General features: G+C 35.9%; 21 protein-coding genes. 8 read left to right on the top strand and 13 right to left on the bottom strand.

Going from position 1 to position 20,739, the window contains the following annotated elements:
• Nucleotides 1-67: 67 nt before the first annotated feature.
• The 7 genes from BMZ76_RS04125 to BMZ76_RS04095 form a co-directional block, all read right to left on the bottom strand.
• Nucleotides 68-1,813: a BatD family protein gene (locus tag BMZ76_RS04125; protein WP_091203445.1), complete on the bottom strand. Its 1,746-nt coding sequence runs from the start codon at nucleotides 1,811-1,813 to the stop codon at nucleotides 68-70.
• A gap of 20 nt (nucleotides 1,814-1,833) precedes the next feature.
• Entirely contained in the window at nucleotides 1,834-2,601 is a 768-nt protein-coding gene (locus tag BMZ76_RS04120; RefSeq protein ID WP_091203444.1) for a tetratricopeptide repeat protein, read from the bottom strand.
• 47 nt (nucleotides 2,602-2,648) lie between these two features.
• On the bottom strand, nucleotides 2,649-3,680 hold the full coding sequence (locus BMZ76_RS04115) for a VWA domain-containing protein (RefSeq protein WP_091203443.1): 1,032 nt from the start codon (nucleotides 3,678-3,680) through the stop codon (nucleotides 2,649-2,651).
• Nucleotides 3,681-3,808: 128 nt separating this feature from the next.
• Nucleotides 3,809-4,810 (bottom strand): vWA domain-containing protein, encoded by a 1,002-nt coding sequence (locus BMZ76_RS04110; RefSeq protein ID WP_091203442.1) that lies wholly within the window; start codon nucleotides 4,808-4,810, stop codon nucleotides 3,809-3,811.
• On the bottom strand, nucleotides 4,810-6,441 hold the full coding sequence (locus BMZ76_RS04105) for a hypothetical protein (RefSeq protein WP_091203441.1): 1,632 nt from the start codon (nucleotides 6,439-6,441) through the stop codon (nucleotides 4,810-4,812). Before BMZ76_RS04105 ends, BMZ76_RS04110 begins: the two co-directional genes overlap by 1 nt.
• Before the next feature lie 56 nt (nucleotides 6,442-6,497).
• Entirely contained in the window at nucleotides 6,498-7,361 is an 864-nt protein-coding gene (locus tag BMZ76_RS04100; protein WP_091203440.1) for a DUF58 domain-containing protein, read from the bottom strand.
• A 102-nt stretch (nucleotides 7,362-7,463) separates the two neighbouring features.
• On the bottom strand, nucleotides 7,464-8,468 hold the full coding sequence (locus BMZ76_RS04095) for an AAA family ATPase (RefSeq protein ID WP_091203439.1): 1,005 nt from the start codon (nucleotides 8,466-8,468) through the stop codon (nucleotides 7,464-7,466).
• Between the two features lie 212 nt (nucleotides 8,469-8,680).
• On the opposite strand from BMZ76_RS04095, the gene BMZ76_RS04090 reads away from it, so the two are divergent.
• From BMZ76_RS04090 to BMZ76_RS04080, 3 genes are all read left to right on the top strand, one after another.
• Nucleotides 8,681-9,553, top strand: a complete 873-nt coding sequence (locus BMZ76_RS04090) for an aldo/keto reductase (protein ID WP_091203438.1) — start codon at nucleotides 8,681-8,683, stop codon at nucleotides 9,551-9,553.
• 47 nt (nucleotides 9,554-9,600) lie between these two features.
• Nucleotides 9,601-10,356 carry an SDR family NAD(P)-dependent oxidoreductase gene (locus BMZ76_RS04085; RefSeq protein ID WP_091203437.1) on the top strand — a complete coding sequence of 252 codons (756 nt, stop codon included), beginning with the start codon at nucleotides 9,601-9,603 and terminating at the stop codon, nucleotides 10,354-10,356.
• Nucleotides 10,357-10,442: 86 nt separating this feature from the next.
• Nucleotides 10,443-11,582 (top strand): ATP-binding protein, encoded by a 1,140-nt coding sequence (locus BMZ76_RS04080; protein ID WP_091203436.1) that lies wholly within the window; start codon nucleotides 10,443-10,445, stop codon nucleotides 11,580-11,582.
• 19 nt (nucleotides 11,583-11,601) lie between these two features.
• Here the strand turns inward: BMZ76_RS04080 and BMZ76_RS04075 are convergent, their stop codons facing one another.
• Nucleotides 11,602-12,378 (bottom strand): alpha/beta fold hydrolase, encoded by a 777-nt coding sequence (locus BMZ76_RS04075; RefSeq protein WP_091203435.1) that lies wholly within the window; start codon nucleotides 12,376-12,378, stop codon nucleotides 11,602-11,604.
• A gap of 366 nt (nucleotides 12,379-12,744) precedes the next feature.
• Between BMZ76_RS04075 and BMZ76_RS04070 the strand changes: the two genes are divergently transcribed.
• Together BMZ76_RS04070 and BMZ76_RS04065 are read left to right on the top strand one after the other, a co-directional pair.
• On the top strand, nucleotides 12,745-13,470 hold the full coding sequence (locus BMZ76_RS04070; RefSeq protein ID WP_091203434.1) for a metallophosphoesterase family protein: 726 nt from the start codon (nucleotides 12,745-12,747) through the stop codon (nucleotides 13,468-13,470).
• A gap of 43 nt (nucleotides 13,471-13,513) precedes the next feature.
• Nucleotides 13,514-14,011, top strand: a complete 498-nt coding sequence (locus BMZ76_RS04065) for a DUF6646 family protein (RefSeq protein WP_091203433.1) — start codon at nucleotides 13,514-13,516, stop codon at nucleotides 14,009-14,011.
• A 94-nt stretch (nucleotides 14,012-14,105) separates the two neighbouring features.
• Here BMZ76_RS04065 and amaB read toward each other — a convergent pair whose 3' ends face one another.
• The 3 genes from amaB to BMZ76_RS04050 form a co-directional block, all read right to left on the bottom strand.
• Nucleotides 14,106-15,653 (bottom strand): L-piperidine-6-carboxylate dehydrogenase, encoded by a 1,548-nt coding sequence (amaB, locus tag BMZ76_RS04060; RefSeq protein WP_091203432.1) that lies wholly within the window; start codon nucleotides 15,651-15,653, stop codon nucleotides 14,106-14,108.
• 232 nt (nucleotides 15,654-15,885) lie between these two features.
• The gene (locus BMZ76_RS04055) at nucleotides 15,886-16,425 is read right to left on the bottom strand and encodes a 3-hydroxyanthranilate 3,4-dioxygenase (protein WP_091203431.1); all 540 of its coding nucleotides are present in this window, start codon (nucleotides 16,423-16,425) and stop codon (nucleotides 15,886-15,888) included.
• Between the two features lie 40 nt (nucleotides 16,426-16,465).
• Nucleotides 16,466-17,575, bottom strand: a complete 1,110-nt coding sequence (locus BMZ76_RS04050) for an endonuclease/exonuclease/phosphatase family protein (RefSeq protein ID WP_091203430.1) — start codon at nucleotides 17,573-17,575, stop codon at nucleotides 16,466-16,468.
• A gap of 270 nt (nucleotides 17,576-17,845) precedes the next feature.
• Between BMZ76_RS04050 and BMZ76_RS04045 the strand changes: the two genes are divergently transcribed.
• The 3 genes from BMZ76_RS04045 (at nucleotide 17,846) to BMZ76_RS04035 (ending at nucleotide 20,053) form a co-directional block, all read left to right on the top strand.
• Nucleotides 17,846-18,742, top strand: coding sequence for a S66 peptidase family protein (locus BMZ76_RS04045; RefSeq protein ID WP_167547415.1), 897 nt, complete (start codon nucleotides 17,846-17,848; stop codon nucleotides 18,740-18,742).
• Nucleotides 18,743-18,927: 185 nt separating this feature from the next.
• The gene (locus BMZ76_RS04040) at nucleotides 18,928-19,287 is read left to right on the top strand and encodes a YraN family protein (RefSeq protein ID WP_091203428.1); all 360 of its coding nucleotides are present in this window, start codon (nucleotides 18,928-18,930) and stop codon (nucleotides 19,285-19,287) included.
• A gap of 109 nt (nucleotides 19,288-19,396) precedes the next feature.
• Nucleotides 19,397-20,053 carry an aspartate kinase gene (locus tag BMZ76_RS04035; protein WP_091203427.1) on the top strand — a complete coding sequence of 219 codons (657 nt, stop codon included), beginning with the start codon at nucleotides 19,397-19,399 and terminating at the stop codon, nucleotides 20,051-20,053.
• A gap of 9 nt (nucleotides 20,054-20,062) precedes the next feature.
• Here BMZ76_RS04035 and BMZ76_RS04030 read toward each other — a convergent pair whose 3' ends face one another.
• Together BMZ76_RS04030 and BMZ76_RS04025 are read right to left on the bottom strand one after the other, a co-directional pair.
• Nucleotides 20,063-20,356, bottom strand: coding sequence for a type II toxin-antitoxin system RelE/ParE family toxin (locus BMZ76_RS04030; RefSeq protein WP_091203426.1), 294 nt, complete (start codon nucleotides 20,354-20,356; stop codon nucleotides 20,063-20,065).
• Nucleotides 20,347-20,571 carry a hypothetical protein gene (locus BMZ76_RS04025; RefSeq protein ID WP_091203425.1) on the bottom strand — a complete coding sequence of 75 codons (225 nt, stop codon included), beginning with the start codon at nucleotides 20,569-20,571 and terminating at the stop codon, nucleotides 20,347-20,349. Before BMZ76_RS04025 ends, BMZ76_RS04030 begins: the two co-directional genes overlap by 10 nt.
• Between the last annotated feature and the right edge of the window lie 168 nt (nucleotides 20,572-20,739).

Below are 20,739 nucleotides of genomic sequence, written 5' to 3'. Positions count from 1 at the left end.
TGTTTTTTTGCCGCAAAGGCACAAAGGCGCAAAGTTTATTTACTCAAAATTAATTGTAATACTTTTGCTAAGCAATCTGTTTTTCTAATTCTGAGATTATAAATACCGCTTTATCAAAATCTTGTTGAATTGTAACACTTGACGAAGGTGCATAACGCGCTACTTCACAGTTCTCCGTAAGCGCAATAAAATCGTTCACGGCTTCTGGTTTTGCATTTCGGGACAACAATAATTCCTGAATATTATCCTTGCTCATTTCTGAAGTTTCAATGTGTAATTTCGCTTTCAGGAAATTATGCATAGCTTTTTCCAGCGCAATGTAAAACAGTTCTTTGTTGTTGATTTGTTTCTTCGCTTCTGATAAATATTTCTTGGCGAGCTTATTATTCATTCGGATTCTATTTCCGGAAATGTCACCATCCATAGCTTCTTTCTTCTTTTTGAATAATACAATTATTGGCACCAGTAAAAATGGAAGCAGTAACAATCCTATAAATAAATTTGAACCAAAGAAATCCTTCTTATTAATTACCGCAAAATTGGTTTTTGACTTAATAGTTTTAAATTCCTCTATGGTTGTAATTTTATTCTTATTACCATCTGTTGCAGTAGAATCAGCCGGTGTAGGACCATCCAGAACATTAATCATAATCTGTGACGAATGCAGCGTTTTATAGGCCCCGGAACTCAAATCAAAATAAGAAAACTGCATTGGTTTTACCGGATAATTCCCTCTATATTGTGGAATTATGGTATAACTGTCTGACGATTTTCCAGCCATTCCAGAAAGTGGTGTGCTGATGTCTTCGCTGTGAACGGCATCGTACATTTCCAGCGCATTAGGCACTACGGGTTTTGGCAAACTGAATAGTTTTAAATTTCCTTTTCCGGTTACACTTACAACCAAATCCAGGCTTTCTCCATGTTTCAAATTAGTCTTTGATGGTGTAACTTTAAAGTCAAAATCTCCAACCGCACCACTAAAATCTTCTGGTTTTCCTGTCTCAGGTAATGGCTTAACCGTGATGGTTTTGGCACCAGCCGAAACTCGCTTTGTGGTTTCCGTGAGCATCATTCGACCAAACATATCCCTGCGGTTTGTTGGCAGTTGCACATCTACCGATAATGATAATGGCTCAATTTTAAGTCTGCCTGATTTTTGCGGATACAGCACTACTTTCTTGAGTACAATAAACCTGAAATTCTGGCCTTTGAAAATTCCTTCTTCGGCAGCAAGTTGTTTGATTTCGATATTTTGGCTCCAAAAATCATTATATTTAGGCTTACTTGATTCCCCTAGATTTGAAATTCCAATGTTAGCGAAATACAACTTGTAAACAACCGTAATGGGTTCGTTTATGTATGGATTTGTTTTAGAAACATCAGCAACCAGATACAGGTTTTCATCGCCAGATATTTGCGAGTCGTTAGGGTCTCTGGGCTGTTCCGTGGCAGCGGTCACAATGATTTTTACAGGTGCCGTTTTATAGATTTGACCGTTGTACTCAATAGCCGCCGGCTTGATTATGAATGTTCCTTTTTGATTGGGTACCAAAAAATAAGAGTACGCTTTTTCAAAAGAGCTTCTCCCGTTTACCCATGACTGACTCACCTGCTGACTTGGTCCGGCTATAATTTGAAAACCATCAAAAGACGGCTGCACAAAATTATCGCCATCTACATTCATCATAAAATCAATACGCAGTCTTTCATTCAAGCCCAGCGTAGTTTTACTTACTCTGGCCTCAAACTGGACCTGAGCGCTAAGTGTGCTGCACACCAATAAAACAATCGCTGCTAAGTATTTTTTCATTTTCAAACTCTCTAATTGAATTACCAATCCTTTTCCGTTTTAACTGGTTTTCCTTTTACTTTTTGGGCATTCACTTTGTCCTGAACTTTCTTTTCCTCTTTGTTTACGGCGTCCAATAGATTTTCCAGACGTTCCTTTGAGATTCCTCCTGGCGCAGGTTTTGGTTCTCCTTTATCGTTGGGTTTCGGATCTTTGTTTTGTTTGTCCTGATCGCCTTTATCGTCTTTTTTATCTTTGTCTTTGTCGTCTTTTTTATCTTTTTCGCCGTCTTTCTTTTCGTCCTTTTTATCGTCTTTCTTATCCTGATCTTTTTTCTCGTCTTTTTTCTTATCGTCTTTTGGTGGATTGTCTTTCAGCATTTTTTTTGCCAAAGCATAATTATAACGGGTTTCCTCATCAGTCGGATCATTACGCAATGCGTTTTTATACGCTTCTACCGCTTGTGTATAATCTTTTTCAATCATGAACACATTTCCAAGATTATGAAAAGCACGGTGTTTCTGAGGTCTTGTTTTTGAATTTTTTAAGGCCTTAGCAAACGCAAATTTAGCTTCGGAGGATTGTTTTTGCTTGTAAATACTGTTTCCAAGATTAAAAGGCGCAGCGGCTTTGTTAGGAAATTTTGAATCTGAAATTCGGTAATTGGCTTCAGCTTCCACGAATTTATTATCCGCATAATCTTGGTTTGCTTTGGGCAAAATTCGATCTTTTTGTTGCGCATGCAATCCGGCTGTACCCGAAAAAGCAACGATTAAAAAGGCAATTATGATAATTTTAAATCTTTTCATTTATTGTATCTATATGTCCGGAAGGCTTTGAAACCTTTTAGAAATAATTATTTATTCTCGTTAAATAAATTTAATTTTTTAACCCAACTTGTTTTTCTTTCCAACAGGAAAACGTCCACAAATAACAGCAAAAAAGCAAAACCTAAGAACCATTGAAATTGTGATTGAAAATCCGCCATTTCGGTCGCTTCAAATTCGGTTTTTTGAATATTATCTAATGCATTCTTTACATATTCAAGCACTTCTTTGGTATTATTGCCATTTACATAACCCCCTTTTGTGGCTTTAGCAATGGCTGTCAAACTTTCTGGAACCAATTTCGTTATAACCACTTCATTGTTATTGTCTTTCTTGAAACCTTCGATAATTCCATTTCTTTTCAATGGAATTGTACCTCCTTTTTCAGTTCCAACACCAATTGTAATAATTTTAATCCCCAACTTGTTAGCTTCTTCGGCAGCTTCCTCTGCACCTTCATTATGGTCTTCACCATCCGAAATCATGATCAATAGCTTACTTGTTTTTTTATCGTCAAAATAGGTTGACGATAATTTGATTGCTTCGTTGAACGATGTTCCTACGGAGGAAACCATATCAGTATTCATGCTTTGCAAAAACATTTTTGCAACGCTGTAATCAGTAGTGATGGGCAATACCGGAAACGCACTTCCGGCGTACGCCACGATTCCTATTCTGTCGCTTCCTAACTGGTTGATGATTTGCGAAACAATCTGCTTGCTTTTGTCCAATCGGTTTGGGGCTATGTCTTCAGCTAGCATACTTTTGGAGACATCCACTGCAAAAACAATGTCGATTCCTTCTCTCTTAACGGTTTCCATTTTGGTACCAATTTTTGGATTTACCAAACCGAGAATTAAACCTAGCAATGCTAAAATCAGTACTGACACTTTCAAAACGGGTTTAAAAACTGAACTTTCAGGACTCAGCTTTTTCACCATTTCTAAATCTCCAAACTCGCGTTGTTTTTTTCTTTTCCAATATAAATTGAACAGAAAAATCAACACCACTAAAGGCAGTATTAAGAGGAGATATAAATATTTTTTTTCGTCTAATTCCATTTTTAATTTTAGATTTATGAATTTTGATCTTAGATTTTACTCTAAATCAAAATTCTAAACTTGGTCATTCTAATTCCAATATTCCAGTTCGTACTCCCTTTCCTTCGGGGAGCGCTGGGTTGGGGATTTTATATAAAGCTTCTAAAAACAGTATTCCTTAACCCTACTTCCAGCAATAATAAAAAACCGGCAAACCAAATAAAAGGTCTGAATTTTTCATCATAATCATAGAATTTTAATTCTTCAATTTCAGTAGTTTCTAGCTTATTTATTGTTGCATAAATTTCGGCTAATTTACTATTGCTCGTTGCTCTAAAATATTTTCCACCAGTATGATTAGCAATTTTTTTCATCATTTGCTCATCAATCTCCACTTTCATCATTTGGAAAAGAAATTTTCCGTTTGGTGCAATAGCATACGGAAACATGGCCATTCCGTTTGTTCCTATTCCTATTGTATATACTTTTATTCCGTATTCTTTTGCAATATCCGAAGCAGTATCCGGTTCAATAAACCCTGCATTATTCACCCCGTCAGTCATTAGGATAACCACTTTGCTCTTTGCCTGACTGTCTTTCAATCTGTTGACAGCGGTTGCCAATCCCATTCCTATTCCAGTTCCGTCTACTAAAACATTATCGTATTTTATACTTCTGATCGCATCAAGTATAACTGCTTTATCACTGGTTACCGGCGCTTTTGTATACGCTTCAGAGGCATATACAACTAGTCCAATCCTGTCATTTGGTCGTTCTTCAACAAAATCTGCAGCTATTCTTTTCAGTGCTTGCATTCGGTCTGGCTTCAAATCTTTGGCAAGCATACTTCCGGAAACGTCTATTGCCATTACGATATCAATTCCTTTCGTCGTTTTAGTTTTATTACTTACATCGACCGTTCTTGGGCGTGCCATGGCTACAATCAAAGAACATAAAGCCAAAACCCGAAGCACATTTAACATCGGTTTTAACTTTGTCAAATACGATTTATTGCCTTTAAATCCTTCTAACGAACTTATTTTTAATGTGGCGGATTGATGGTTCTTTTTTCGCATAAACCAGACAATTACAACTGGAATCAGCAAAAACAACCAAAAAAATTCCGGGTTTAAAAAAGTTATTTTCTCCATTATTTACTCGCTTGTTTTAATTCGACAGCATTCAAAACGCGTTCTGATATTTCACTGCCATACTTGTCTCCCTCTTCATGAAAAAGTAAAATCTGTTGCAATCCGCCTTCTTGACTGAACAATATTGCTTCATAATACATTTTCGCAGTGGTCTTATTGTCGCTATCAACTTGTGAGAAGGTTCCGTACGCTTTTAATCCTTTGATTCCCTCTTTGGTTTCAAAATCTTCCTGTTTTACAATCATGTTTTGTGCACCTTGCGCTTCGAGTGATTGCAAAGCTCCATCCATAGATTTAGCCAAATCGATTTGCGTCTCCTGTTTAAATTTTAAAGTAGAAACCATCACATAAAAACGGTCCAAAACACTTCCATACGCAAAGGATTGCATTTCTTTAATCAAAGCCATTCCGTTTTTAGGAAGTGTTTTAGTCAAATCCACTCTCTTGAGCACTTTTGGTGTTTCTATGATAATTCCCGGATTTCCGTACTCGCTTTTTACCCATTCGCCTTCCAATAATTCTTTGGTGGGATGACCAATAATGTTGTCTTTTACATAGTCAAACCCTTTCGTAATGATGAAAAAAGTAATAGTCGCTGCCAACAAAAAAACAACCGAAGCCACTGCAGTCACGATGCGTTTGTTCTTTTGTTTGTGCAATTGAATTTGAATTTGTTTTTGTCTTTGCGCTTCATTCAACAGCATATCTTCCTCAACTAGTACTTCCACAGGAATCGAATTGTCTAATGTCAGAATTGCTTTTTGAATTTTATTTCGGTCTTCTGTGATTTCAAAATCCAATGGTTTTGATTTGGCGAATTTCACTAAATCGGCTTGTTTCAAAACACGCTCCAGATTTTCGATTATTTCCTGAGAAAGCGTCATTTTCTTTTTGACAGAAGCTGCCCTAAGTCCTTGAATCAATTCCGAAGTTGTGCTTTCCATAGCCGGAATTTCTATCGCTTCTTCAATATAATTTCTGGCAATATCCGTCAATTCACTATAATAGGCTTTAACTTCTCCTTTTTGCCAAAGTTCTTTTTTCTCTAAAGTATCCAGCAAACTAGTCGCTTTCTCGATTGGCGTCTTGAAAATTTCTTCCTGTAATTTCTTTTCTTGACGCTTTTTAATAAACCAATAAATAAATGCTCCAATACCCACAATCAATGCGGCGATCAGTAGGTATTTCCACCAGTCTCCAATCGGGTTATCTGCTGGAGCAATATCTTTAATGTCGAACATTTTTTGTTTCAAAGTATCTACCTGAACATTTGCCACTTCAACCAAAAGTGAATCCGTCATAAACGGTTTGCTGTTGATAAAAATCTTGATACTTGGAACTACATATCTACCAGAATCAAATTGGGTTAAACCGTATTTTTTGATTAATTCATAACGACCGTCCATTTTGACAGTGTCAATAGGATATGACTGAATCACCTCTAAAGCGCCTAAGTTTTTTAATTTCGGGAAAATTACTTTAGAAGAAGTATCAACAGTAGTTTTTATGGATAGTTTAAATTCCGCGCCAATTTTATTTTTAATCGTGTCAATACTTGTGACTACTTGCTTTTGTTGTGCAAAAACAGCCGTAGAAAGCAGCAATAATAGTAGGTAAAGTCTAATTTTCATTTTTTATCTAGTTAACCCTGTCAGGGTTTAAAACTCTGGTAGGGCTAGGTTTCGTTTTATCTCGATTTAAAATAGCTCAACAATTTCGTCACATAACTTTCGTCAACCCTTGTGTTTACAACACCTGAACCTGATTTACTGAATGTCTCTTTAAAATAGTTTACTTTGTCGCGGTACTGTTTTTCATAATTCATTCGAACTGCTTTCGAACCGGTATTTATCAATTCTATTGCTCCGGTTTCGGCATCAAGCATGGAAACCATCCCCAAATCCGGCATTTTTTCTTCTCGAATGTCGTACACGCGAATCCCAGTTATATCGTGTTTTTTGGAGGCTATTTTTAATGTTTGCTCGTAATCTTCCGACATGAAATCAGAAATTACAAACACGATTGCTTTCTTTTTTTGGGTTCCCGATAAAAATTTTAAGGCTTGAGCAATATCTGTTTTACGGCTTTTCGGCTGAAACTCTATCAATTCCCGAATGATTCTCAATACGTGTGATCTTCCCTTTTTTGGCGGAATGTACAATTCAATTTCATCTGAAAACAAAATCAGACCTATTTTATCATTGTTTTGGGTCGCCGAAAAGGCCATCGTTGCGGCAATCTCCGTAACAATATCTTTTTTGAATTGATTTTTCGAACCAAAACTTTCTGAACCCGAAATATCAACCATCAACATCATGGTCAACTCGCGTTCTTCCTCAAAAACTTTTACGTGTGCTTCATTGTAGCGTGCGGTTACATTCCAATCAATGGCACGAATATCATCTCCGTACTGGTATTGACGCACTTCGCTAAACGTCATTCCACGCCCTTTGAAAGACGTATGATACTCTCCCGAAAAAATGTGATCGCTCAATCTTCGGGTTTTAATTTCTATTTTTCGTACTTTTTTTAAGAGGTCTTTTGTTTCCATTTTTTTCTTGCCACAAAGGCGCAAAGGCAAAAAGTTTTATTTAATTCATAAGTCATTAATGCGTTCTAAGTGAAAACTGATCACTGAAAACTGCCAACTGACTTATGGTACTTCTACTTCGTTTACAATTTTGTTAATGATGTCTACTGAAGTAATATTTTCGGCTTCCGCTTCGTAAGTAACTCCAATTCTATGACGCAACACATCGTGAACTACCGCACGAACATCTTCAGGAATTACATAGCCGCGACGTTTAATAAAGGCGTAACATTTTGCGGCCGTCGCCAAATTGATACTTCCACGTGGTGACGCTCCAAAACTGATTAATGGTTTTAAATCAGCCAATTTATATTTCTCTGGGTAACGCGTGGCAAAAATAATATCAAGTATGTATTTTTCAATTTTTTCATCCATGTAAACTTCACGAACTGCTTCTTGAGCACGTAAAATTTGTTCGACTGAAACCACTGCATTTACTTTTTCGTAACTTCCTTTTAAGTTCTGGCGAATCACTAAACGCTCGTCTTCCATTTTTGGGTAATCAATAACCGTTTTTAGCATGAAACGATCGACTTGAGCTTCAGGTAATTGGTAGGTTCCTTCTTGTTCAATTGGATTTTGAGTAGCCAAAACCAAGAATGGTCGGTCTAGTTTAAAAGTAGTATCACCGATAGTAACTTGCTTTTCCTGCATCGCTTCCAGTAATGCCGATTGTACTTTGGCAGGTGCACGGTTAATCTCATCGGCAAGAACGAAATTAGCGAAAATCGGTCCTTTTTTTATCGAAAATTCATTTTGCTTAATGTTGTAAATCATAGTTCCCACAACATCTGCCGGCAATAAATCTGGCGTAAACTGTATTCTGCTGAAAGATCCCTGAACGGCTTGTGAAAGAGTATTTATTGCTAAAGTTTTTGCTAATCCCGGCACTCCTTCTAATAAAATATGGCCCTGACCCAAAAGTCCAATTAATAAACGCTCCACCATGTGCTTTTGACCCACAATAACCTTGTTCATTTCCATCGTGAGAAGGTCTATAAATGCACTCTCTCTTTCAATTTTTTCATTAATTGCCCTGATATCTAAAGTCGATGTATTTTCTTCCATTTTATTATTTTTAAAACCTTCAATTTAATGTCTTCGTTTTGAAGGTGCAAATTGAATTTTTTTTTAGAAGTAAGATGTTAATAAATGGTTAAAACTTCGACAAAAACCCTAATTTTAAGGACGAATTATGATACAATTTTTATATTTTTAAGAACTTTGAAAAATATACTTTGAAATAGCAGAATTATGAATTTCATTAAAAAATAAAAACCATGAATAAAACAAAATTATCCCCTGTTGTAGCGGGTGTCATGAATTGGGGAATTTGGGATAAAAATCTCAACACCAAAGAAATGGAAAACATGATTAATGTGTGTTTGGAGAACAAAATTACTACTTTCGATCATGCCGATATATATGGGGATTATACGACCGAAGCTGATTTTGGAAAAGCATTTGCTTCGAGTAAAATTACCAGAGAAAAAATGCAATTAATATCCAAATGCGGCATCCAAATGGTAACGGAAAACCGCAATAACACTATAAAACATTACGAATATTCAAAAGAGTACATTATCTGGTCTGTTGAAAATTCCTTAAAAAATCTACAAACGGATTATCTGGATGTTCTTTTATTACACAGACCAAGTCCTTTGATGCAGGCTGATGAAATTGCCGAAGCTGTTTTGAAACTAAAATCAGATGGTAAAATTAATGATTTTGGACTTTCTAATTTTACGGCTACACAAACCGAATTGATTCGCCAAAAAACAGAAGTTTTGTACAATCAAGTGCAATTTTCAGCAACAAATTTTGAGCCTATGGTCGATGGAAGTTTTGATTACATGCAAGCCAACAAAATTCGTCCTATGTCCTGGAATCCACTGGGATCTGTTTTTAGAAAAGATATTCCACAAACCAGACGATTGAAAAAATTACTGGCGACTTTAGTTTCAAAATACCATTTGGGGTCGGACTCCATTTTACTTTCTTGGATTTTAAAACATCCGGCACAAGTAATTCCAATTGCGGGAACGGTAAATGTGGCCCGAATTCAATCGCTGATGAAAGCTGTCGAATTAGAATTAGACCAAGAAGATTGGTTTGCAATCTGGACCGCAAGCATGGGCGATGATGTAGCCTAAACTAGTGTTCAGTTCAGAAACTTTAAAATATAAAATATAAAAAAATCATGACTAAAACAGCCTTAGTGACTGGAGCTACCAGCGGAATCGGTAAAGCAACAGCGCAAATATTAGCTAAAAATAACTATAAAATTATTCTTTGCGGACGCCGCGAAGACCGATTAAATGATCTTAAAAAAGAACTTTCGGAATTTACCGAAGTGCACACTTTATCCTTTGATGTTCGGGACAAAAAAGCGGTTTTTGAAAGCATCAATTCCATACCCGAAGCCTTTGCTGCAATCGATGTTTTGATTAATAATGCCGGAAATGCACATGGTTTAGATCCCATTCAAAACGGAGATTTAGACGATTGGGACGCCATGATTGACATTAATGTCAAAGGACTTTTATATGTATCGAAAGCAATTATCCCGCAAATGATTGAACGAAAATCAGGTCATATCATCAACATTGGTTCCATTGCCGGAAAAGAAGTATATCCAAACGGAAATGTCTATTGCGCCTCCAAACATGCAGTTGACGCCTTGAACCAAGCCATGCGAATGGATTTGAATCCTTACGGAATTCGCGTTGGTGCCATTCATCCCGGTGCCGTAGAGACAGAATTTAGCGAAGTGCGTTTCAAGGGTGATGCAGACAGAGCCGCCAATGTTTACAAAGGTTTTGAGCCATTACATCCAAAAGATATCGCCGATATTATTCACTTTGTAGTTTCCAGACCGTATCATGTAAATATTGCCGATTTGATGGTATTGCCAACAGCACAAGCCGCAGCGACTATTTTAAAAAGGGATGTTTAAAATTAATTTTTAGATTATTGGATTTTTAGATTATTTAGACAATCTAAAAATCCAGTAGTCTGAGAAATCTAAAAATTTAATTGCAAATGATCAACAAACGCATTCTTATCAAGAACCTGCTCGCTCACAATGATGAGAGTAGTTTTTATGATAAAAAGCGCCAGTTGAACTTACACACTCGAGAAGGTAAAGCCAAGTTCCTTAAGCACATTTGCGCACTGTCCAATTCAAATCCTGCGAACAATTCCTATATTGTTGTTGGTGTCGAAGATCAAGACAATATTATTGTGGGCGATGATTTTTTTGACGATAGCCGGATTCAGAATTTAGTGAATGCCTATCTGGAAAACCCCCCTAAAATTCAGTATGAAAATGTACCTTTTCCAAATTTACCAAAAGATAAAGTTATCGGACTGGTAACGGTCAAGCCAAAAAGCAAAACCTCCCATTTCAAAAAAGGAATTTACACAATTCCTGCCAATAGTGTTTTTATCCGAAGAGGCAGTAACACAACGCCGATTGAAGGCGAAATTGAAAAAAATTACCAAAACACAGAAACCGTAACTGACATAGAAAACAACTCTCGAAACAGCATCGAAAACACACTCGATGGCGTAATTGATTTCATGAATTTTCGCCACAAGGATATGGCGCCAAAGTACAAAGTATTCAAGGAATTATTTGTGATTTGCTGGGCAGGAATTGCCAAGAAATCCCGCGACAAAACCTATTTGTCCCGCGTAGATATTGAATTAATAAATGAGCAAATCAAACTATTTTATTCGGCTCAGGATGTGGTCGAAATCACTTTCGACGAAGATACTTTTACGATTATTGAATACGTTCCTTTAGGTTTGAACGACAAAACGAGCTATTATCCTTTAGAAAAACAAACAATTCATTTTCATGACAATGGTTATTATAAAATTGAAAGAGAGATGCTTTTTCAGCCGCCGGAATTCAACAAAAAAATGTTATTTCATATTTACAATGCTAATGTTGCTTTGCTTAAAAAACTCCAGAAAGGACTTTCGTTATCCGCAAGAGAGAACAAAGATTTAGAGAACCTGCCTTCCACCTTCATGATTTGTTACCTCAACGGTTTTGAAGAAGCCAAACAAAAACTGATTGATGCCAAGTTGCTTTTGAAACCTTTTAATCAAGTGTATTTGTCGTTTAAAGAAGCGTTGCGGATTTTGAGAAAGATGAAATATGATGTGCAGTAAGTGCAATATTTTAGATATTTCATTCGATAAGAAATCCCATTATGTACGTATTAATTTCTCTTTTTTGTCTTTTACTACCTCTGTCATTCATGTCATTGTGGATGGTATTAGCGAGTTTAATGATTTTTATTCCAAACTTTTCCTGCTCTGCAACAGTAGGCAAAACTCCTTCATCTGCAGGCTGGTCGCTCGAACGAAGCGAGTAGATTTTAGGCTGAGAAGTTCTAGGCAATTCCATTCGGCGGTTGTCTAACGAAATTATTTTATTAACCAAATTTGGATACTTCTGGACAAACAAAACTGTAATATCACCTCCGTTTGAATGTCCAATTAAGTTTACATGTTTGAAGTCTAATTCTGGTTTTATTTTTTTTAATTCATTTAGAACAAATAGAATATTCTCTACTCCTCTTTCCCAATTTGATCGTCGTACAACTTGAGGTATCCCTGTCAAAGGCAACAAATCATCCGTTGATAATTCATGCTGAATACTGACTACATAATAGCCTTTAGACGCTAATTTTTTCGTTAAATATGAATACGATTTATTCGCGCCGGGTTTATTTTCTCCATAACCATGACTGACAATTACCAATTGTTGATTTCGAATTTTATCTTTTACAATCGAATTATAAAACGCGACCGGAATTAATCTGTTTCTGGAACTATCCAACCAACTTGCACCATCTGACTTGACTTCAAATTCACGATTATTGACTTTAACATTTGTTAAGTTTTTATTGGACGTACAACTAAACAAAAGCAAACAAACTAGTATTTGTAGGTATGTTTTCATATAAATTTTGAGCGCTTATCTGATTGCAAGAATAGTTTTGACACAAATTTATTGATTTATAATTCTAAATAAAAGCCAACAATTCTTTTAAAAATTGACAAATCATCTTGGCCAACAGTAATGATAATGTAAGTAGTGTACTCATTTATAAAAAGTTTAATTATTTGTAAAACTAATCTGAAAAACTAAATAAAACAATCACCTAAAACAGTGATATTTCAATTTTATATTAAAATACAAATTCTTTAAAATTTTTAAAATAAATAAACCAAAAAAGCTTCGTTCATCACTCTTTTACTTAATTTTATAACTTGAAAAATAGTATTCATTTTCTGCTATTTTTGCATTAATAAAAGAAAAAAGTCCATGAGAACACTTGTTATAGGCGATATCCACGGTGGTTTGCGAGCATTGCACCAAATTATGGAAAGAGCCAACGTTACTAAAAAAGACACCCTTGTTTTTCTGGGAGATTACGTTGATGGCTGGAGCCAATCTCCTCAGGTACTAGATTTTATCATTGATTTAAAAACCAAACAAAACTGCATTTGCATCCGCGGAAACCACGATGATTTATTGCTGGAATGGCTTCACGAAAGTAAGGACAATCTTTTGTGGTACAAACATGGCGGGGAAGCGACGGTTTTGGCCTACGAATCCGTTAATGCAGAAACAAAGCAAAAGCACGTTGAATTCCTAAAATCGCTGGATAATTTTTATCTGGATGAGCAACGTCGTCTGTTTGTTCATGCTGGTTTTACTAATATGAACGGTGTTGATTTCGAATATTTTCCCGGACTTTTCTACTGGGACAGAACCTTGTGGGAAACTGCATTGGCATTAGACACAAAAATGAAAGCGGAGCACCCGTTTTATCCAAAACGTTTTACTTTATACAAAGAAATCTACATTGGCCACACGCCCGTTACCCGAATAGGTGAAACGACTCCAGTTCAAAAGGCAAATGTTTGGAACGTAGATACCGGAGCGGCTTTCAAAGGGCCATTGAGCATTATGGATGTTGACACCAAAGAATTCTGGCAAAGCGAACCTTTGGACCAATTATATTTCGACGAGAAAGGAAGAAATTAGATTTTATTGAACTATTTTTGCACCCACTTAAAAAATTAAAAGTATGAAAAAGATTACCACATTAGTGTTGCTATTGGCAGTTGGCTTGATCAATGCTCAGGCCTTCAAAGGAAAAGGAGATGTTAAATTTGATGTTGGAGCTAACTTTCAAAACGGAGGATCTGGAATTCGTGTTTCTTCTGATTTTGGAGTTGGAGAAAACATGTCATTCGGATTTGTTACTTCTTATTTATTATCCGTTTCTAAAGATGATTTAGGAAACAAACCTGATTTTGGAGACAGAGTGGATGTTAAGGGACGTTTCAATGCAAACTTGGGAAATGTTTTTGAATTAGATCCAAAAATGGATCTTTACCCGGGATTGAATTTAGGTTTAAGAAATTTTGGTGCGCATTTGGGTTTCCGTTATTTCTTTACGGAAGGTTTTGGTGTTTTCACCGAAGCTGGAATTCCAATTGCTAGTTACAAAACAAATCCAATAGGTTTTGATAAATTAAACAATCAATTCACGTTTAATATTGGAGCATCTTTTAATTTATAAAACACTTTTCACAACAATTCTCGAAGGAATTTGAAATAAAAAAAGGCAATTTGAAATATTCAAATTGCCTTTTTTAGTTTATTATATTTTGGTCCTACAAATCAAATTTTATTCCTTGTGCCAATGGCAATTGGGTTCCGTAATTGATGGTGTTGGTTTGTCTTCTCATGTAGGCTTTCCAAGCATCAGAACCGGATTCACGTCCGCCACCGGTTTCTTTTTCACCGCCAAAAGCACCACCAATTTCTGCTCCGGAAGTACCAATATTTACGTTGGCAATTCCACAATCAGAACCCGATTGAGAAAGAAACAATTCCATTTCTCTCATGCTGTTTGTAAAAATAGAAGAAGAAAGTCCTTGTGGAACTCCGTTTTGCAACGCAATCGCTTCTTCAATCGTGCTGTATTTCATTACATATAAAATAGGAGCAAAAGTTTCTCTCTGAACGATATCAAAATGATTTTCAGCCTCAATGATACATGGTCTTACATAACAACCACTTTCATATCCTTCGCCCTCAACCAATCCACCTTCAACGATGATTTTTCCGCCTTCTTTTTTGGCGCTTTCAATCGCATTCAAATAATCCTGAACAGCGCCTTTATCGATAAGTGGCCCAACGTGATTATTCTCATCCAGTGGATTTCCTATTTGCAATTGACCGTACGCGTTTTTCAATACGCTGATGGTTTTGTCATAAACACTTTCGTGAATTATTAAACGTCTTGTTGATGTACAACGTTGTCCTGCTGTTCCAACCGCTCCAAAAACGGCTCCAACCAATACCATACTGATATCCGCATGTTCCGAAACGATAATCGCATTGTTTCCTCCTAATTCAAGGATAGTATTTCCAAAACGTTCTGCAACGGTTTTTGATACATGACGTCCTATTCTGGTTGATCCTGTAAAAGAAACTAACGAAATTCTTTTATCATTATTGATTAAATCTCCTGATTCGTTTCCTGTCACTAAACAACTAACGCCTTCAGGAACGTTATTTCTTTTTAAAACTGTTTTGATAATATTTTGGCAAGCCACTCCACATAAAGGTACTTTTGAACTTGGTTTCCAAATCGCAACATCACCACAAACCCAAGCAATCATTGCGTTCCAACTCCAAACTGCTACTGGAAAGTTAAATGCTGAAATGATTCCAACGGTTCCTATTGGGTGGTATTGCTCATACATTCTGTGCAAAGGTCTTTCAGAATGCATTGTTAATCCGTACAACTGACGGGATAATCCCACCGCAAAATCACAGATATCAATCATTTCCTGCACTTCACCATATCCTTCTTGAAGACTTTTTCCCATTTCATAAGAAACCAGTTTTCCAAGAGGCTCTTTGAATTTTCTTAATTCATCTCCCATCTGACGGACGATATCACCTCTTTTAGGAGCTGGAACCATACGCCATTCTAGAAACGCTTCTGAAGCTTTTTGCATCGCTTTTTCATAATCCTCTTTCGAAGACGTTTTTACTTTTGCAATTAAAGTCCCATCTGCTGGTGAATAACTTTCGATGATTTTTCCGTTGGCAAAATTAGCTGCTCCAGTTGATGTTCCTTCATTTATCTCCTCAATCCCTAATTGCTTAAGGGCATCTTTGATTCCGAATTGATCTGCTATTGTTATCATTGTAACTTTTTTATTGAAAATTGTTATATTTTTTTACAAATATATTGATTTAACGTGAAATAGTAAACATTGCTACTTTTATTTTACAATTTTTTAGCCTCGATAGGGGTGGCATCCTTTTGTGGTCTCGTTTTTTTTACGAGACCGCAAAAGATAGAACGGATAGCGGACACGAGCGAAGCGAACTGACGAAGTAATTAGCTCCTAAAACCGATATAAATTCAGCATTGAATTATTTTTTGGCAACAAATCTTGGGTCGGTTTCCATTATAGTTCCGCATTTTTCGCAGGTTCTCAAGTGTTCTGAATTATAGAAATGTTCGAAATGAGGCAAGAAATCTTTCTCGATATTATGCAATTCGAAATAGACTTCGTGCAGTTTATGATTGCAAGAATCACAAAACCAAAGCAAGCCATCTGTAAATCCTTGTCCGGCTCTTTTTCGTTCAATGACAAGTCCTATAGAACCTTCGGAACGCACAGGAGAATGCGGGATTTTAGCGGGATTAAGATACATATCGCCGGGATGTAATTCCATTTCTTTTCGCTCACCGTCTTCTTGAATAATCACTTTTATGGAGCCTTCAAGTTGGTAAAACAATTCTTCGGTTTCATTGTAATGATAGTCTTTTCGGGCGTTTGGACCGGCAACAACCATAACGATATAATCACCGGATTCTGTGTATAAATTTTTGTTACCAACAGGCGGCTTGAGCAGATGACGGTTTTCGTCAATCCATTTATTGAGGTTGAAAGGTTTTGCTATTGCCATGATTTTTATTTTAAATGTAAAGTTATGAAATAATAAATCGTTATTTTTTTTCCTTGATTAAATAAATATAGACTGGGAAATGGTCGCTAAATCCTATTTCGCTGGCGGAATGTCGCAACGGATAGCCTTTATATTGTCCGCTGGTTTGTATTAAGAATGACTTGTTGTAAATTCCTGCTTTCCAATACCGAAAACTCGTATAATCCGTTTGAAGTAAAGTTTCGGAAACCATTATTTGGTCAAAAACATCCCAAGCATCCCGAAATGCGATGGTTCCAAATCCTTTTTTGGCCATTTCTTCAAATGGATTGTAAATTCCGAACGGAAGTACATCTGCCTTTTTTGCTTTGGCGCCAAGCCCAAATTTGACACTTTTATTATACGGTCCATCATTCAAATCGCCCAAAACAATCACTTTTGAATTTGGATTTATCCGTTGCAAAGAATCTATTATTTTTCGGTTTAATGCTCCTGCGGCTTCACGGAACGGACTTGATTTCTTCTCCCCGCCAGAACGCGACGGCCAGTGATTGACAATGATATTAATTTCCTCGCCATCGAGAAATCCAGTTACCAAAAGCTGATCACGCGTGTAAACCCGATAATTTTTGGTGCTTATTTGCAACTCATCATCTGTTTTTTCTTCAGCATTGGATTTGGAATTTTCATTTGTAATAGTTCCTTCTTTATAAATGTACAACGGAATATTGCTATAACTCGTGGGCTGAAATTTCTTTTTCTGATACAACAGCGCCACATCGATTCCTCTTTTGTCAGGCGAATCAAAATGGATTATTCCGTAATCTTTCTCGATCAGTTTGGGCTGTTTTACTAAAACTTCCAAAACGCCTCTGTTTTCTATTTCGCATCCGCCAATAAATGTGGGTGAGTCCGTATTTTCAGCAGAACCAATTTCAGATAAAACGCGGGCTAAGTTCCCCAGTTTCTTTTCGTACTTATCGTAGGTCCAACGCTGCAAACCTGTTGGAGTCCACTCTTCATCAAAAGTATTCGGATCATTTATAGTATCAAAAAGATTTTCAAAATTATAAAACGCAACAGTGTGAATGACGTATTTTTTCTGTTGTGAATTTGCTTTTACTATTGGAAAAAATAAAAATAAAAGAAGAATCCGGTGCGTAATTCTCATAAGCAACATTTGTTTACCGCCGTTGATTTGATCCTATTTTAGAATCCTGTATTTGTAAAAATAGTCATTTGAGGTGAATTTAGAATTGTTTTTCTAATTGTCTATCTTTGTTTTTGTCATTTATAGACTTCCAAGTTAATTTTTTTTTAGAAAAGTAATTACCGCATGAATAAAAACCGATTCCCTTTTAAAAAACAGCATCCTGTTTTATATCAATTTCTATTGCTTATTTTTGTTTTACAATCTTTCAACAGTCAAGCCCAATACAATATGATTACACCACCTAGTTTACAAAAAGGAGATACCGTAGCTATTTTGGCAACAGCCAGAAAAAATACAGATGACAACTTGAAACCCGCTATTAATTTATTGAAAAGTTGGGGCTTGGATGTGGTTATAGGCAGCACAATAGGTTTAGACAACGACCAATTAGCCGGCACGGATGAGCAGCGTGCCGCCGATTTTCAGCAACAATTGGATAATCCAAACATCAAAGCCATTTGGTGCGTTAAAGGCGGATACGGAACCGTACGAATGATTGATTTACTGGATTTTACGGCGTTCAAAAAAAATCCAAAATGGATTGTTGGTTTCAGTGATGTAACCGTTTTACACAATCATTTGAATACAATGGGTTACAAATCCATTCATGGAATCATGCCAATAACCGCTCCTAGAGCAACTCCAGAAGCCATAGAAACCATGCGAATTGCGTTGTTTGGCGAAAAACTTTCGTACGAAATAGATCCTTTCCTGATGAACAGACCCGGAAAAGCTACCGGAGAATTAGTAGGCGGAAATTTATCGATTATATACAGTTTGTTTGGTTCACCATCCGCGATTGATTGTGCTGATAAAATCTTGTTTATAGAAGATTTAGATGAATATTTATATCACATTGACCGCATGATGATGAATTTAAAACGAAATGGTTGTCTGGAAAGCATTAAAGGAATTGTTGTGGGTTCCATGACAAAAATGAAGGACAATGACATTCCATGGGGGAAAAATGCCATAGAAATTATCGAGGATGTTACCAAAAAATACAATATTCCTATCTTATATAATTTTCCTGCCGGTCATATTCAAGATAATAGAGCCTTAATTTTAGGAAATAATGTAACGATTAATGTCAATGAAAAATGCAGTACGCTGGTTTTTGAATAAAGAAATTCTTTCCTCCAGCTCCCTTTAAAGGAGGACGAGACTAAACGGAGGCAGACTGAGGATAATTGTTGTAATACGGAACATCGTTTTGGATTTTTGATTGCATATTAACGTCCCGAAGCGTCGGGATTGATTGCATAAGTTTATAAACTGAATACTGCAACTGAACACTGAACACTTTTTTTATGGCGGAACACAACGAACTGGGGAAACTTGGAGAAGAAATGGCAGTCGAATTTCTAAGGAAAGACGGCTACATTATTTTGCAAACCAATTGGACCTTCCAAAAAGCCGAAATAGATATTCTTGCCCAAAAAGGAAACACACTAGCTGTTGTTGAAGTCAAAACTCGTTCCTCATTAGATTTTGGATTGCCACAAGATTTTGTAAAACCAAAAAAAATCCAGCTTCTTGTCAAAGCAGTAGACGCATTTGTAAACGAAAGAAATTTAGATATAGAAGTCCGTTTTGACATTATCGCCGTCCATAAAGAAGGTAAATCTTTTGTAATTGAGCACCTTATAGACGCTTTTTATCACTTTTAGTTGTTTTTTCTTTATGTTATATTTGTAACAAATTGTTTTTTTATTTATATTTGCGTATTATTTACACACTGGCTACGCGTATTATAACAACCAACTAAAAAATTACTTCATGAAAACTGTTTCCTCCATTGTTGAAAATTACATCAAAACAAAGCCTTTTTTGTTGAATGCATTATCATTGGGCATCATCAATCTGACCTCATTATCCCGAAACATAATGACCGAACTAGAAAGTGAATTTGGCAAGGAAGTAAAACAAGGTGCAGTTGTTATGGCTTTAAAAAGATTAACAGAAGAACTGGATTTCAGGTTAAATCACAAGATAAATAAAGTCATCAAAAATATTGGGGAAATCACCGTTCGTTCGGCCCTGACTGATTATACTTTTGCTGCATCTGACACCGTTTTAAACAAACAAGCGGATTTAATTACAGATATCAATTCACTTCCGGATATTTTTTACACTTCATCCCGAGGTGTAAATGAAACTAACATTGTAGTCAGTAACAGCATCAATAATCTGGTTGATAAGCATTTTGCCAATGAAAAATTGATTCAAAAACTAGATAATCTGGCTTCGATTACTGTAAAATTACCTAAAGAAAATATTGTTGTTCCCGGAATTTACTATTTCATTTTTCAACGTTTGGCTTGGGAGGGAATCATTATCAATGAAGTAATTTCGACTTCAAACGAGTTCACGATTTTAGTAAGCGAAGAGCAAGTAGATGTTGCTTTCAAAGTAATTAAGGATTTGAAGAATTAGATTGGTTTTCTAATATTTCAGTTTTTGTTTAGTCCCTCTAAAATTAATTATTTCAATACTTGATTTTTTATAATTTACTCGGTAAATCAAGTAGTTATTTTTATCTATTATTGCTTTGTGAAGATTTTTATAGGTTTCAGATTTTGGATATAAGTCAGGGAAAAGACTAATCTGATTGGTAACTTGGTTAATATTTTCTTCTAATTGCAAAATTTCTCTAAAAGTCCATTCTGCCGCTAAATATTCAATAACAATTGCCAAACCTTTATCGGCTTGTGGCGTCCATTTGATCTTTAACGCCATTTAGAAAATCTATTCATTACGGTTTCGTGATTAATAAATTCGTCATTTTCTGCTTGTTTTAAACCAATTTCAATTTCAAGTTTTTCTTCAGAATTCAAATCAACAAACCAATCTTTCTTGCTGGTTCTTAAAATAATTTCAAGTTTTTCCAATAAATTTTCGTCTATCTTAGTCAACTCTTGAATAAAATTATATTTTCTGGCGGCTAAATTCATAACTTAAAATTTTAGTATAACAAAGTTATATTTTTTGATTGTGTAAAAAAAACAAATCCTAAAATTTAACTAACTATTTCATTTTCAAATATTAAAAAGGAGTTGATCTTAAACCTATTATTCATTCGATTGAGTAGGTAATAAGTTGATGTTTTTTTTTAATCTTCG

Origin of the sequence: Flavobacterium xueshanense (assembly GCF_900112975.1) — a bacterium.
GTDB classification, from domain to species: Bacteria; Bacteroidota; Bacteroidia; order Flavobacteriales; family Flavobacteriaceae; genus Flavobacterium; species Flavobacterium xueshanense.
This window is presented reverse-complemented; position numbering and strand designations above follow the sequence as displayed.

Excerpts from the sequence above, each read along its gene's own strand:
- BMZ76_RS04125 (WP_091203445.1), bottom strand. The coding sequence starts at position 1,813 with ATGAAAAAATACTTAGCAGCGATTGTTTTATTGGTGTGCAGCACACTT.
- BMZ76_RS04120 (WP_091203444.1), bottom strand. The coding sequence starts at position 2,601 with ATGAAAAGATTTAAAATTATCATAATTGCCTTTTTAATCGTTGCTTTT.
- BMZ76_RS04115 (WP_091203443.1), bottom strand. The coding sequence starts at position 3,680 with ATGGAATTAGACGAAAAAAAATATTTATATCTCCTCTTAATACTGCCT.
- BMZ76_RS04110 (WP_091203442.1), bottom strand. The coding sequence starts at position 4,810 with ATGGAGAAAATAACTTTTTTAAACCCGGAATTTTTTTGGTTGTTTTTG.
- BMZ76_RS04105 (WP_091203441.1), bottom strand. The coding sequence starts at position 6,441 with ATGAAAATTAGACTTTACCTACTATTATTGCTGCTTTCTACGGCTGTT.
- BMZ76_RS04100 (WP_091203440.1), bottom strand. The coding sequence starts at position 7,361 with ATGGAAACAAAAGACCTCTTAAAAAAAGTACGAAAAATAGAAATTAAA.
- BMZ76_RS04095 (WP_091203439.1), bottom strand. The coding sequence starts at position 8,468 with ATGGAAGAAAATACATCGACTTTAGATATCAGGGCAATTAATGAAAAA.
- BMZ76_RS04090 (WP_091203438.1), top strand. The coding sequence starts at position 8,681 with ATGAATAAAACAAAATTATCCCCTGTTGTAGCGGGTGTCATGAATTGG.
- BMZ76_RS04085 (WP_091203437.1), top strand. The coding sequence starts at position 9,601 with ATGACTAAAACAGCCTTAGTGACTGGAGCTACCAGCGGAATCGGTAAA.
- BMZ76_RS04080 (WP_091203436.1), top strand. The coding sequence starts at position 10,443 with ATGATCAACAAACGCATTCTTATCAAGAACCTGCTCGCTCACAATGAT.
- BMZ76_RS04075 (WP_091203435.1), bottom strand. The coding sequence starts at position 12,378 with ATGAAAACATACCTACAAATACTAGTTTGTTTGCTTTTGTTTAGTTGT.
- BMZ76_RS04070 (WP_091203434.1), top strand. The coding sequence starts at position 12,745 with ATGAGAACACTTGTTATAGGCGATATCCACGGTGGTTTGCGAGCATTG.
- BMZ76_RS04065 (WP_091203433.1), top strand. The coding sequence starts at position 13,514 with ATGAAAAAGATTACCACATTAGTGTTGCTATTGGCAGTTGGCTTGATC.
- amaB (WP_091203432.1), bottom strand. The coding sequence starts at position 15,653 with ATGATAACAATAGCAGATCAATTCGGAATCAAAGATGCCCTTAAGCAA.
- BMZ76_RS04055 (WP_091203431.1), bottom strand. The coding sequence starts at position 16,425 with ATGGCAATAGCAAAACCTTTCAACCTCAATAAATGGATTGACGAAAAC.
- BMZ76_RS04050 (WP_091203430.1), bottom strand. The coding sequence starts at position 17,575 with ATGAGAATTACGCACCGGATTCTTCTTTTATTTTTATTTTTTCCAATA.
- BMZ76_RS04045 (WP_167547415.1), top strand. The coding sequence starts at position 17,846 with ATGATTACACCACCTAGTTTACAAAAAGGAGATACCGTAGCTATTTTG.
- BMZ76_RS04040 (WP_091203428.1), top strand. The coding sequence starts at position 18,928 with ATGGCGGAACACAACGAACTGGGGAAACTTGGAGAAGAAATGGCAGTC.
- BMZ76_RS04035 (WP_091203427.1), top strand. The coding sequence starts at position 19,397 with ATGAAAACTGTTTCCTCCATTGTTGAAAATTACATCAAAACAAAGCCT.
- BMZ76_RS04030 (WP_091203426.1), bottom strand. The coding sequence starts at position 20,356 with ATGGCGTTAAAGATCAAATGGACGCCACAAGCCGATAAAGGTTTGGCA.
- BMZ76_RS04025 (WP_091203425.1), bottom strand. The coding sequence starts at position 20,571 with ATGAATTTAGCCGCCAGAAAATATAATTTTATTCAAGAGTTGACTAAG.